Annotated in this window: 12 protein-coding genes and 1 pseudogene; 6 read left to right on the top strand and 7 right to left on the bottom strand. The window is 70.4% G+C overall.

Annotation, left to right across the window (positions count from 1 at the left end; all coding sequences use genetic code 11):
• Positions 1–304: 304 nt before the first annotated feature.
• On the bottom strand, positions 305–1,363 hold the full coding sequence (locus AOK17_RS24205) for a saccharopine dehydrogenase family protein (RefSeq protein WP_055614649.1): 1,059 nt from the start codon (positions 1,361–1,363) through the stop codon (positions 305–307).
• 154 nt (positions 1,364–1,517) lie between these two features.
• Between AOK17_RS24205 and AOK17_RS24210 the strand changes: the two genes are divergently transcribed.
• A complete protein-coding gene (locus AOK17_RS24210) occupies positions 1,518–2,474 on the top strand; it encodes a helix-turn-helix domain-containing protein (RefSeq protein ID WP_055614650.1) in 957 nt (318 codons plus the stop codon).
• A gap of 140 nt (positions 2,475–2,614) precedes the next feature.
• Entirely contained in the window at positions 2,615–3,382 is a 768-nt protein-coding gene (map, locus tag AOK17_RS24215) for a type I methionyl aminopeptidase (RefSeq protein WP_055614651.1), read from the top strand.
• A gap of 19 nt (positions 3,383–3,401) precedes the next feature.
• Here map and AOK17_RS48790 read toward each other — a convergent pair whose 3' ends face one another.
• The 3 genes from AOK17_RS48790 to AOK17_RS24225 all read right to left on the bottom strand — a co-directional run bounded on the left by AOK17_RS48790 (position 3,402) and on the right by AOK17_RS24225 (position 6,054).
• Positions 3,402–3,575: a hypothetical protein gene (locus AOK17_RS48790; RefSeq protein WP_342671516.1), complete on the bottom strand. Its 174-nt coding sequence runs from the start codon at positions 3,573–3,575 to the stop codon at positions 3,402–3,404.
• A 159-nt stretch (positions 3,576–3,734) separates the two neighbouring features.
• Positions 3,735–5,078 (bottom strand): pectate lyase family protein, encoded by a 1,344-nt coding sequence (locus AOK17_RS24220; RefSeq protein WP_055614652.1) that lies wholly within the window; start codon positions 5,076–5,078, stop codon positions 3,735–3,737.
• A 169-nt stretch (positions 5,079–5,247) separates the two neighbouring features.
• On the bottom strand, positions 5,248–6,054 hold the full coding sequence (locus AOK17_RS24225) for a DUF3152 domain-containing protein (protein WP_326760133.1): 807 nt from the start codon (positions 6,052–6,054) through the stop codon (positions 5,248–5,250).
• Positions 6,055–6,405: 351 nt separating this feature from the next.
• Between AOK17_RS24225 and AOK17_RS24230 the strand changes: the two genes are divergently transcribed.
• The 3 genes from AOK17_RS24230 to AOK17_RS24240 all read left to right on the top strand — a co-directional run bounded on the left by AOK17_RS24230 (position 6,406) and on the right by AOK17_RS24240 (position 9,243).
• Positions 6,406–7,104 (top strand): response regulator transcription factor, encoded by a 699-nt coding sequence (locus AOK17_RS24230; protein WP_055614654.1) that lies wholly within the window; start codon positions 6,406–6,408, stop codon positions 7,102–7,104.
• A 79-nt stretch (positions 7,105–7,183) separates the two neighbouring features.
• Positions 7,184–8,701 (top strand): sensor histidine kinase, encoded by a 1,518-nt coding sequence (locus AOK17_RS24235; protein ID WP_055614655.1) that lies wholly within the window; start codon positions 7,184–7,186, stop codon positions 8,699–8,701.
• A complete protein-coding gene (locus AOK17_RS24240; protein ID WP_055614656.1) occupies positions 8,698–9,243 on the top strand; it encodes a hypothetical protein in 546 nt (181 codons plus the stop codon). Before AOK17_RS24235 ends, AOK17_RS24240 begins: the two co-directional genes overlap by 4 nt.
• 58 nt (positions 9,244–9,301) lie before the next feature.
• On the opposite strand, the gene AOK17_RS24245 is transcribed toward AOK17_RS24240, so the two are convergent.
• Positions 9,302–9,988 (bottom strand): hypothetical protein, encoded by a 687-nt coding sequence (locus tag AOK17_RS24245; RefSeq protein WP_055614657.1) that lies wholly within the window; start codon positions 9,986–9,988, stop codon positions 9,302–9,304.
• A gap of 422 nt (positions 9,989–10,410) precedes the next feature.
• Between AOK17_RS24245 and AOK17_RS24250 the strand changes: the two genes are divergently transcribed.
• Positions 10,411–10,896, top strand: a complete 486-nt coding sequence (locus AOK17_RS24250; protein ID WP_055614659.1) for a hypothetical protein — start codon at positions 10,411–10,413, stop codon at positions 10,894–10,896.
• Between the two features lie 61 nt (positions 10,897–10,957).
• Here AOK17_RS24250 and AOK17_RS24255 read toward each other — a convergent pair whose 3' ends face one another.
• Together AOK17_RS24255 and AOK17_RS24260 are read right to left on the bottom strand one after the other, a co-directional pair.
• On the bottom strand, positions 10,958–11,323 hold the full coding sequence (locus AOK17_RS24255) for a cupin domain-containing protein (protein ID WP_055614658.1): 366 nt from the start codon (positions 11,321–11,323) through the stop codon (positions 10,958–10,960).
• Between the two features lie 136 nt (positions 11,324–11,459).
• Positions 11,460–12,018: pseudogene (locus AOK17_RS24260) on the bottom strand (carbohydrate-binding domain-containing protein); the annotation flags it as partial.

Here is a 12,018-nt window from a genome sequence, read left to right on the forward strand (position 1 = left end):
GGGTCACGGGGGCCGTCGTGGCAGGGGCCGCCGCCGGGCTCTCCCGCGGCGGCTCGGCGGAGGCGCCCGTCGGCACACTCTCGCCGGAGCAGCCCAGGAGCAGCGCGACGACAGCGCCCATGAGCGCGCCGGAGAATATTCGGGAACGGGACATGGCACTCGGGATCGATAGCCGGTTCCGGGTCGCGCCACCGCACACGGCAGCCGCCGGACTCAAGGACAAGAACGGCGGGGCCGGCCCAGGCGTTCCCGCGCGACGCGACAGCAGAACGCCCTGGACCGGCCGCCGAGCCGACCGGGTCCGCTACTGACCCGCTTCCACTTCCACTTCCACGGAGATGTGCGGCGCCAGCGCCCGCAGCAGGTCGGAGGCGTCGAAGATCTCCCCCGCGGAGGCGACGCCGACCGTGCGGGTCCGGCCGGTGAGGATGCGGTGGACCGCTTCCACCGCGAGGGGCGCGGTGACGGCGTAGATGTCCTGGCCCCGCGCCACGGCGTGCCGTTCGGTGTCTCCGGAGCGGACGACGACGTCGACGAGGAAGGTCTGGTCGGAGCGGCCGTGCTCGTCGACCGCGGACGGCGCCGGGGTGTCCGGGGCGGCCAGGTCCCCGGCCGCCTCGACCGTCATATAGGTGCGCACCTCGGGGATGGCCAGGTGGCTGGGGATCGTGACGACGTCGGCCATCGTGAACTCTCCGATGACGGCCCGGGTGCCCATCGGGTCGGGGAAGGGCCACTTCAGGGTGGGCAGGGCGTCGCTGTGGTACTCCAGCCGCCCGTTCGTGTGGCGGACGCGTCGGCCGTTGCGCCGCTCCCCGGAGATCCTGCCCGCCTCGCGGGTCCCGGGGGTGGGGTGCCAGCTGTTCAGGCCGTACGCGATGTGCGCCTCGTCGGCCGTCGTCCAGTCGCCCATCGCCGCGGTGACCAGCAGGTCGCCGAGGCCGCCGTAGAAGGCCATCGCGGGGACGATCACCGCTCCGGCGGCGCGGGCGCGGTCCGTGAAGTGGGCGAAGGTGTCGGCGTTGGCCTCGATCTCGGCCGCCACGTCCACGTACGGGATCCGGGCGCGCAGGGCCGCCTCGATCACGGGCGCGGCGGTCGTGGCGAAGGGTCCGGCGCAGTTGATCACCGCCGCCGTACCGGCCAGGGCCCGGTCGAGCGAGGCCGCGTCGTCGACCGACGCCGGCCGGACGTCGAGCCCGGGACCGTACGCCGCCGCCAGCTCCCCCAGCCGGCCCGCGTCACGGCCGGAGAGGACCGGCACGAACCCGCGCTCCAGCAACTGCGCCACCACGAACCGCCCGGTGTGCCCGTACGCGCCGAACACCGCCACCGTCTGCCCCGACCCCGCTTCGATTCCCATACGGACATCCTGACGAGGCCCGGCACCCCACCGTGAGTGTCCGGAACGCCACGCCCCATACAATTACGGACATGAGCACGAACATGAGCACGAACATGAGCACGAACATGAGCACGGACAGGAACACGGGCACGAGCAGGGGTTGATGACAGACATGAGCACTGTCGCGCTGGCCGTCACCGACGGGATGCTGCACTTCGAACTGTCCGTGGCGTACGAGGTGTTCGACGCGGCGCCGGTCGGCGTTGCCGCTCCCTGGTACGACGTGTCCGTCTGCGGGTCGGAGGCCGTGCAGGTCGGACGCTTCCGACTGGAGCCCGACCACGGTCTCGACCAACTCCCGGGCGCCGACACCGTGATCGTCCCGGCGTGGGCGGACGTGGACGAGGAGCCGCCCGCCGACCTGGTCGACGCGGTACGTGCCGCGCACGAGGCGGGCGCCCGCGTGGCCTCGCTCTGCACGGGCGCGTTCGTACTGGCCGCGGCGGGCCTGTTGGACGGGCGGCGCGCGACCACGCACTGGGCGCACACCGACGCCCTGGCCGCCCGCTACCCGAAGGTGGAGGTCGACCCGGACGTCCTGTACGTGGACAACGGCAGCGTGCTCACATCGGCGGGCAAGGCCGCCGCGCTGGACCTGTGCCTGCACCTCGTGCGCCTCGACCGCGGCTCGTCGGTCGCCAACGCCGTCGCCCGGCGCCTGGTCGTGCCGCCCCACCGGGCGGGCGGCCAGGCCCAGTTCGTCGCCGCCCCGGTGCCCGCCCGGGACGACCACCCGCTCGGGGACCTGCTCCCCTGGGCCGTCGACCGCCTCGACCAGCCACTGACCGTGGAGGACCTGGCCCGCCAGGCACGCATGAGCTCCCGCAACCTGGGCCGCCACTTCAAGTCGGCAACCGGCACCACCCCGCTCCAGTGGCTCCTGACCCAACGAATCCGCCGAGCCCAGGAACTCCTGGAGACCACCGACACCGGCATCGACGCCATCGCCACAGCCACCGGCATGGGCACCGCCACCACCCTGCGCCGCCACTTCAACCGCACGATCGGCGTCCCCCCGGACACGTACCGCCGCACGTTCCGCTCGGGATCCCCGCGGCCGGGATCCTGAGGAACTCGCACCGCGGAACTCCCACCACGACCGTGATACTAATACCGGTATAAGTATTGGGCGGCGTCGTACGGCGCCACATGACGTCGCATTGCGTCACGTTGCTTCGCAATGCATCGCACGGCAGGGAGTCACGACACATGGTGGAGATCAAGACGGACACGGCACTGGATGCGATGCGGGAGGCGGGGCGCGTCGTGGCCAACGCACTCGCAGCCGCACGCGGGGCGGCGGCTGTGGGAGTTCGCCTGCGCGAGCTCGACGAAGCCGCCCACACGGTCCTCAACGAGGCCGGGGCGAGCTCCCCGTTCCTGGGCTACCAGCCCTCCTTCGCCCCGGTCCCCTTCCCCGCCGTGCTCTGCGCGTCCGTGAACGACGCCGTCTCGCACGGCATCCCCGGCGACTACCGTCTGCGCGACGGCGACCTGGTCAGCATCGACTGCGGAGCCGAACTCGACGGCTGGACCGGCGACGCCGCGATCAGCTTCACCGTCGGTACCCCTCGCCCCGCCGACCTCGAACTCATCGCCGCCACCCAGCAGGCCCTCGACGCGGGCATCGCCGCCGCCACCGTCGGTCATCGCATCGGCGACATCTCCCATGCCATCAGCACGGTCGCCCGCAAGGCCGCCTGCGGCATGCCGTCCGACTTCGGCGGCCACGGCATCGGCCGCCAGATGCACGAGGACCCCCACGTCCCCAACCACGGACGCCCAGGCCGCGGCTTCCCCCTGCGCCACGGCCTCGCCCTCGCCATCGAGCCCATGCTCATGGCCGGAGGCCACAACGACTACCTCACCGACCCCGACGGCTGGACCCTGCGCACGATCGACGGCAGCCAGGCCGCCCACTTCGAACACACCATCGCCATCACGGAGTCCGGCCCTCGCATCCTCACCCTGCCCTGACAAGGACCGCGAGCCCCGGTCACCAAGGCCGACGGCGGCGCCAGCCCTCCTCGAAGAGCTGCCCCGCCTCGGTCGCGTGCACCGCTCGCTGCGCCCAGAGTTCCAGCTGCTCCAGGTCCTTGCAGGCGCGCACACGCTCGCGCACCGAATCCGGGACCTCGATGCCCCGCCACTCAAGAACGTTCAGGGTCATCTCGGCACGGTCCTCAAGCCGCCCTTCTTCCCTACCTTCTTCCCTACCTTCTTCCCTCGTCCTTCTCCCACCTCCTCCGCTGCGTACGCCTCGGCCGCGTATGAAAGTGGCCCGGGACGCCAAGTCCCGGGCCTCTCGCACGACTTCAGTGGGGCACGGTCAGGAAAGAACCGCGGCCCCCGTCGAACCCAGCAGTTCCGTCGGCAGGCTGTTCGCCGAGGTCTGGAGGCCTGCCGTCAGGGTCGGCTTCCAGTTGACCGTGGTCTTCAGCTTCTTCGAGTTCGCCGAGTTGTACGCGGCGACAAGGTCCGTGGACTTGCCGTTGACGAGGTTGCCCGTGCCGGCGACCGAGCCCGTGCCGTCGCCGCTCAGGAGCTTGGCGACCTTCGCGCCGGACGGGAGCGTCCAGGAGTTGTGCTCCGCCACCACCTGGGCCTTGGCTCGGGAGTCGAGGCTGTACTTGGGGGCGTAGCCGTTGAGGGTCGTCGTGTCGTAGACGTTGTTGTAGAGGTGGATCTGGCCGATGCGGGCCAGCGGGGCGCGCTGGGTGATGCCCTTCCACACGTTGTGGTGGATGGAGACGCGCAGCTTGCCGACGCTGTCGGTGTCGCTGCTGCCGATCAGCATCGTCTTGTCGTGGTTGGTGAACTGGTTGCGCTCGACGGTCACCAGGTCCGAGCCGTTGGTGATGTCGAGGGCGCCGTCGTGGATCTGGTACTTGCGGCCGAAGTGCGTCTGCTCGGACTTGTCGAAGAACGGCGCGTCGCTGAACGTGTTGTGGTCCGCCCAGACGTGGGTCGCGCCGCGCAGCGTCACCGAGTCGTAGTTGGAGTTCCACTCGCCCAGGGAACCGTCCGTCGGGTCCCACTGCGGGAAGCAGTCCTCGGTGGCGGTGAGCGAGAGGTTGCGGATGATGACGTTGTCGACGTCCTGCACCTGCAGACTCCCGCCGGTGATCCCGGCCTTGGTGCCCGGGACACCCACGACGGTGGTGTTGGCCGGGACCCGGAAGACGATGTTCTTCTTCTGCTTGGTCTGGGCTGCCGCGCGGGCCTTCTCCTGCGTGCCCGCGGGGGCCTTCTTGCCGTACGTGGCCGGGTCGAACGCCTTCAGGTACGCGGACAGTGAATAGCCCGTGCCCGAGGCGTAGTCGGCGCAGGTCAGCTTCTTGCCCGCGTCGTCCGTGTTGGCGTCGATCGTGCCCTTGATCTTGACGATCTTCGGGGTGGAGTCGGTGGCCGAGCCGAGCGCCTTCACCAGCTGGGCGCGGGTGCTGACGGTGAAGGTGTGCGCGGAGTCGGCCTTCGAACCGCCGGTCGTGCCCGAACCGGACGCTGCCCAGCCGTCCTTGGCGGGCAGGGCCTGGTGCGCCAGGTCGACGGCACCCGCGTTCGCGTTCATCACGAAGGGGACGGCGCCGAGACCCGCGGCCGCCACGGCAGCGGCGGAGAGGAGAGCGGTGCGCCGCTTGCGGAGGGACCTGCGGTGGGAGGGGGATGCCACGGATGAGTCCTTACGTGGTTCTTGTGGGGCTCGTGCGTTGTGTGGAGCCCCTGTGAACGGGGTTCCGACTCATCTGTGGTCGCGGCGACCGGAAAGGTTGCCCTCTTTCCCTGACAGCACGTTTCAGGCCCTCCTCCAGGGCACCCCTCACGTCCCCCTCAGGGCTCCGTCAGGACACCGCCGGCCCCGTGACGAACCGTCCATTGGCGTCGTACGGCCAGACGTTGGGCTTGCAGCCGAGCATCCCCTTGATCTGCTGCATCATCGCCGGGGCCGGCTTCCCCGCTCCGGGGCACGTCACATGGCCGTGGCCGAGGAAGTGGCCGACCTCGTGGTTGATGATCAGCGCGCGGTACGCGTCCACGTCGGCGGCGTACACCGGCGTCGCCAGCAGCCACCGCTTGAGGTTCACGACAACGTCCTTGCCCACGTTGCAGTTGACCTCGCCGCGCGTGTTCAGCCCGTACCTGCCGCAGATGGCGTCCACCGTTCCCGGCGTGGCGAGCCGTACGACGAAGTCGGCCGTACCGCTGGAGACGCGGCGGAAGCCCGAGCGGCCGTCGGCCGTCCAGCCGCGCGGGTCGGCGAGTATGCCCTCCACCTGCTCGGCGACATCGGCCGCCGACTGCGTGAGGCCGTCCTCGACGACGACCTTGTAGCTCAGGACCCGGCTGCCCTTCCCGACGGTCCCGCTCCCGCCGCCGGCGGTGGCGAACGTGCCGGGACCCGTGGCCGGGATCTTGGGCGTTGAGGAGGACGAGGAGGCGGAGGGGCTGCCCTTTCCGGACGGCTCGCTGTCGGCCTTTTCGTCGGCCTTCCCGCCGGGCTTCTCACTCGCCTTGCCCGACTCCGTCCCGCCGCTCGGTTCCGGTGTCGGGTCCGGCGACGGAACGGACGGCGGCGAGGAGGCGGATCCGTCGGCGGCGTCGGAGGACGAGGACGTCGTCCAGTTCACGGCCACAGCGGCGGCGATCACCAACGCGACCAGCGCCGCCAGGCCGCCGAGTAACGGACCCTTGCTCTTCCGGCCGCGCCCGCCCGAACGCCCGCCGGACCGCCCGGGTCCACCGGATTGCGCGGAACCTCTGCGCCGACGCCGGGACGGTCGGGAGGCGGAGGACCCCCTGGTCGAGGACGGCTTCGCGCTTCGGGCAGTCGTGTTCATGGTCATCAAGAGTGAGTACGGCATGTAATGGGATATCGCTCAGCTGATAACGAAGAGATAACGGTCGATCACCCGTCCGGCCTATGTGATCGTCCCGTAACAGTTCCCCCACCGACGCCGGTACCTGCCTCAACTCCCCTGAGCCGTACGGATACTGAGCACATGCCACGCGTCCTGCTGATCGAAGACGACCGCGCCGTACGGGAGGGCGTCCGGCTCGCACTGCGCCGCCAGGGGCACGACGTCACCGTCGCCGGAACGGGCGAGGAGGGGCTGGCCCTGCTGCGGACCTTCCGGCCGGACGTCGTCGTGCTCGACCTGATGCTGCCCGGCCTCAGCGGTCTTGAGGTGTGCCGCCGGATCCGTACCGAGGACCAGGTGCCGATCCTCATGGCGACCGCCCGGGGCGACGACACGGACATCGTGGTCGGTCTTGAGGCCGGGGCGGACGACTACGTCGTCAAGCCGGTGCAGGCACGCGTGCTCGAAGCCCGTATCCGCGCGGTCCTGCGCCGGGTCGGCGGCGCGCCCAACCCCGACGGCATACCGAAGATCGAGAGCCACGGCGACGACGGCGAACTGACCATCGACCGGGCCGGGTTGGCCATCACCAGGCGGGGCGTGCCCGTCGCCCTCGCCCCGTCCGAACTGCGTCTCCTGCTGACCCTCTCCGCCTCGCCCGGCCAGGTGTTCTCCCGGCAGCAGCTGCTGGAGGCGGTCTGGGAGCACAGCTACCACGGCGACTCGCGGCTCGTGGACGCGTGCGTCAAGCGGCTGCGCACCAAGATGGGCGAGCCGGCAGGACAGCCGCGCTACATCCAGACCGTCCGCGGCTTCGGCTACCGGTTCCAGTCCCGGTGAGCGGTATCCGGATGCGTACCTGGATACGTACGACACGTACCTGGACGCGCGGGACGGCCGGGTACGGACCGGTGCCCCGGTGAACCGACCGCTGCGCGGTCTGCGCGGCCGGCTGCTCATCGCCTTCGTGCTGGTCACCGCCGTCGCCACCCTCACCACCGGCGCCCTTACCTTCCGCGAGGCCCGCGTCGCCGTGCTCCAGCAGAGCCAGGACACCATCATCAAACGGCTGCGGGCGCACGTCGACGGCCTGGCGCCCGGCATCGCCTACCCCCCGACCCAGATTGACCTGGAGCGGGTCGCCCTGGAGGTCGCCGCCGCCGAACCGGCGCAGAACTGGCGGGTGTTGGCCACCTACCGCGGCCTGCGGGCCACCTCCAGACCACAGGACACGTTCGCCGAGCTGTCGGCCGACATGCGGTCGGCCGTGGGCTCGCGGCGGGCCGCCGTCTTCCAGCGGGTGCGGACGGACGGACGCTCCTCGCTCGTCGTCGGCCTGCCGGTCACCTTCGGCGAGCCCGCCGAACGCCCCGCGTCCGGGGTCGCCGTCTTCCTGACGGTGCCGCAGACCGGCGAACAGGGTTACGTGGACGCCCTGGTCACCGCCATCGGACGCGCCGTCGTGCCCGCCCTCGGCCTCGCCGTCCTGCTCGCCCTGCTGGCCGCGCGCGGAGTGCTGCGCCCGGTACGCGAACTGCGCCGGGCCACCCGGAGCATCGCCGAGGGCCACCTGGACACCCGGCTCGCCGTCAACGGCTCCGACGAACTCGCCGACCTGTCACACACGTTCAACGAGACAGCCGCCGCACTTGAGGAGTCCGTGGCCGAGCTGCGCCGCATGGAGGCCCGCGCCCGCCGTTTCGTCGCGGACGTCTCGCACGAGCTGCGTACCCCGCTGGCCGCGATGTCGGCCGTCACCGACGTCCTGGACGAGGACGCGGCCCGGCTCGACCCGGACACCGCGATGGCCGTGCGGCTCATCAGCGGCGAGACCGTGAAGCTGGCCCGGCTCGTGAACGACCTGATGGAGATCTCCCGCTTCGATGCGGGCGCGGCCGGCCTGCAACTGGACGACCTCGACCTCGCGGAGTCCCTGCGGCGCACCCTCGCCGCCCGCGGCTGGCAGGACACGGTGGACACCCGGCTCCCCGGGCCCGGCGAACTGCGCGGCCGGGTCGACCCCCGCCGCCTCGACGTGGCCGTCGCCAACCTGGTCGGCAACGCACTACGGCACGGCGCACGCCCCGTACAACTGCGCCTGTACGCAAAGGAGATGCCGGACCCCGCCGCCGACGGCACGGTGTGGGCCGTCATCGAGGTGACGGACAGCGGGCCCGGCATTCCGGCGGACGTCCTGCCGCATGTCTTCGACCGCTTCTACAAGTCGGACACCGCCAGGACCCGGTCGGAGGGCAGCGGCCTCGGGCTCTCGATCACGGCGGAGAACGTCCGGCTGCACGGCGGTACGGTCCGGGCGGCGAACCGGCCGGAGGCCGACGAGGCGGAGAACGGCGGCGCGGTGTTCACGATTGAGATCCCCCTGGGCCAGGAGGAACCGGAGGAGAAGGAAGAGGAGAGGGAGGTACGAGAGACATGAGACGGCTCATCGAGCGCGGACGCGGACAGCGGACGATACGGTCCGGGCTTTCGCTCACGGCCGCCGCGTTGCTGCTCTCCTCCTGCGGGATTCCCTCGACGGGTGTGGTGGAGGCGGGAGAGGCGGCCACCGGCATACGGCCTGCCTACGTCCTCTACTTCGTCAGGCAGGACACCCTGCTCGGCGTCCGCAGCCGGGTCCCCGGCACCTTCGACATCGGGACGGCGGTGGCACTGCTGTTCCAGGGGCCGGACGCCGTCCTCGGCCGCAAGGGCCTGACCACGGAACTTCCCCCGCTGACGTCCCCGCCGACCGTCCGGGCGGACGGGGCACGGCTGTCGGTCGAACTGCCCCGCGGCACCGAGCCCCTGACCGGGACGGCCCTCGCCCAACTTACGTGCACCATCGCCGCCGCCCGCGTCGTCGTGGACGCGGGCTCCAGCTCCAGTTCCGGCTCGACGAGGGTCACTGTGACGATCCCCGGCGTCCGGCAGGCCGAGGGCTCCGGAGAGACGTGCCCCGGGTCCGCGACAGCGGAGTGACCGGGGGTGCCGCGCGCGCCCGGCGGTAGCCCTGCGCGCGCGGCGAACCAGGCAGGTGTCAGGAACCCTGCGGAATGCCGGCCGGGTCGACCGGGGCCACCAGTTCACCCTTCTCGCGGGTGGTGTTCGCGAGGTTGTCGTCGTCCGGAGTGGTCAGCCTCTCCCACTCCTCGTCCCAGATGAACTCGTCGTCGTCCCTGTTGCCGTGCGTCTCGTAGACGCGGCCCTTCGTGGTCAGCACCTTGATCCAGGCGTCGTTACCGACAGTCGAGACACTGATGGTGATGGAGCAGGCGTTCTTGGGGAAGTTGTCCTCGTCACTGATCTCTTCCCAGCTGTACTCGCCGAGCGGGGACTGGTCCCGGATCCCGGCGTATGCCTTGCCGTCGCTCAGCACCGCGCTGAGCTCCATGCCCCGCAGGGGGTTCATGATCGAGTCGATGTCCGAGCACTCCTGCTTGTCGCGGTCCCGGTCCTCGCACTTTTCGTGAAGCGGTCCGCCGGGGGTCTGCGCCTTCCCCTCCGGCTGGTACTTCTCGTGGTGCCCGTTCTCCTTGTCCTTCTTGCAGTCGTCGGTCGACGGGTCCGCCACGACGCTCCCGGCGGACGGGGCGACCGAGGCCGACGCGGGAGTCGCGACGCCGGAGAACACGAGAGCGAGAGAGGCGACAGCGCCGCCGGTCAGCCACGCGCCACGGGCGGCAAGCGGGCTCAGAGAGGACTTGGCCCTGAGTACAGGACTCATGCATTGCTCCTTTGATCCGAATGTACAGGTGTGCGAGAGCACCGGAAGCGAGTTCGAGCTTCCCCTGCAAACATCGGGTCGCAGACGCAACGACTGAAGGACTTCTCCGTACGATCAACACATCAGCCGACACGCGAAACTCCAATGGGTTCCTGCGCGAAAGCGAATCGGAAACCGGGCACTTGGCAAGCCGCACAACGGCGGACGGGGTCGCGTACGGACGGTCTCCCTGGTCGAGTCGCCAGGAGTGGTGTTGCCGTGAAGCCGCCGATCTGCGTCGGCCCGATCGTCAGGCCACAACCGTCGAAAACGAGTCGAACAAGGCGAACGTCTCGAACACACCTTGCGTCTGCCCGGAGTCCGAGGGCTGTTACGGTGGCCCCGCCTGTGGCATGTCCACGATTCATCCGTATGGTTTCGCCATGGCAGTCCCCGAGGTCATCCCGATCGCCTACGAGCCGCGCCACCGCACCGAGGCCATCGGTCACTACGCGGAGGGGCAGTTCCTGGGGTCGATCACGTACGCGTTCCCCGAGGGGTACCGGCCCGACGACGGCTGGGAAGAGCACAAACGTCTCTACGCGGTGCTCCACACCTTCGACGCCGAGGGCCGTTACCGGGACTCGGACATCTGGTGTGCCGGTACCTGGGCCGAGCAGCAGCGCGCCCCGGAGGGCCAGTACGCCCAGGACACGGTCCTCTCCCGGGCCCAGGCCCACCTGGCCAAACTCCTCAGGAGCCTCCCCCGGCGCCGCTACACGGACATCGCGATCCGCCCCTTCCGGATCACCGTCGACGGCGTGCTGTTCGGCATGCTGACCGGCGAGGACGAAGGGGAGCCCTGGGCCGAGCTCTACCCGGACCGGCTGGGCTTCGGCCCGCCATGGGACGGGCTGTACGAGACGTGATCCGCCACCGCCGCTCTGCCGCGGGTCGGACCCGATGCGCCGTACAGGCCCTGGCCCGGCCCTAGCTCATCTGCGCCTTGATGTGGTCGATGACCTCGTTGAACTCCTTCGTCGGCGAGAAGTCGACGTACTCGCAGTCCTCGAGCGCCTCCGGCACGTGGCCGGGCGCCCAGTAGAAGGCCTGCCCCGCCTCGTAGACCTCGCTCCCGGCCTTGGTGCGCATCCTGAGCCGCCCCTTGAGGAGATATCCCCAGTGGGGGCACTGGCACTGGTCGTCGGGCAGGCCCTTCACCGCCGGCGCCATGTCCGTCCCCTCTGGGAGGGTCGCGAAGGCGACACTCATGCCGCCGCCCACTTCCTGCATGCGCAGTTCCACACCGTTGCCTTCGATGGCGACGGGGGTGTCGTTCCGCGTGGCTGCCGTCATGATTCCTCCATGGCCGGTCCGCTGCGGGTCTCGGGATCCGCGTCTCGGGAATCTCCGCTCATGGGATTCTCGGCGTCTCGGGAATCTCCGCCTCCTTCCAGTCTGACCCCGGGGCCCATGGTGTGCGACAGCTCACCTATCGCCGGCCGCCCCCGAAGCCTCCCTCCGGTGCCTCGCCCGCCGTCACCGTGGCGATGCGCTCGGCCGAGCCGAGGGTGCCCGAGGCCGCCAGACCTCCCGTACCGGTACCCGACTTCGTGCCGCCCGAGTAGATCTCGTACTTCTCGCCGCTCTTCACCGCGGACGACGAGTACACGACGTTCTGGATCGACTTCGAGGTGACGTACGTGGCGACGACCTTGCCGTCGGAGTCGACGACGTGGAGGGTCGTGCCGGCCTCGACCGACGAGTCGAGGGTGGCGGAGAGCCAGCCCTGCTCGGAGTCGGTGGACGGGGCGACGGCCATGCCCGCGCTGCCGGCGGCCAGCAGGACTCCACCGCTGATGCCGAAGTCGCCGTTGACGTCGAGGGCACCGTTGCCACCCTGCTGCGGGCCGTTCACGACGACCGTGCCGCCGGTGATCTCGGCGGTGCCGTTGGAGTCGAGCCCGTCGCCCTCGGAGTCGACGACCAGGGTGCCGCCGCTGACGGTGAGCTTGAAGTCACCGACGCTCTCACCACCGCCTCCACCGCCT

This window comes from Streptomyces phaeochromogenes (genome assembly GCF_001418655.1).
Taxonomy (GTDB): domain Bacteria; phylum Actinomycetota; class Actinomycetes; order Streptomycetales; family Streptomycetaceae; genus Streptomyces; species Streptomyces phaeochromogenes.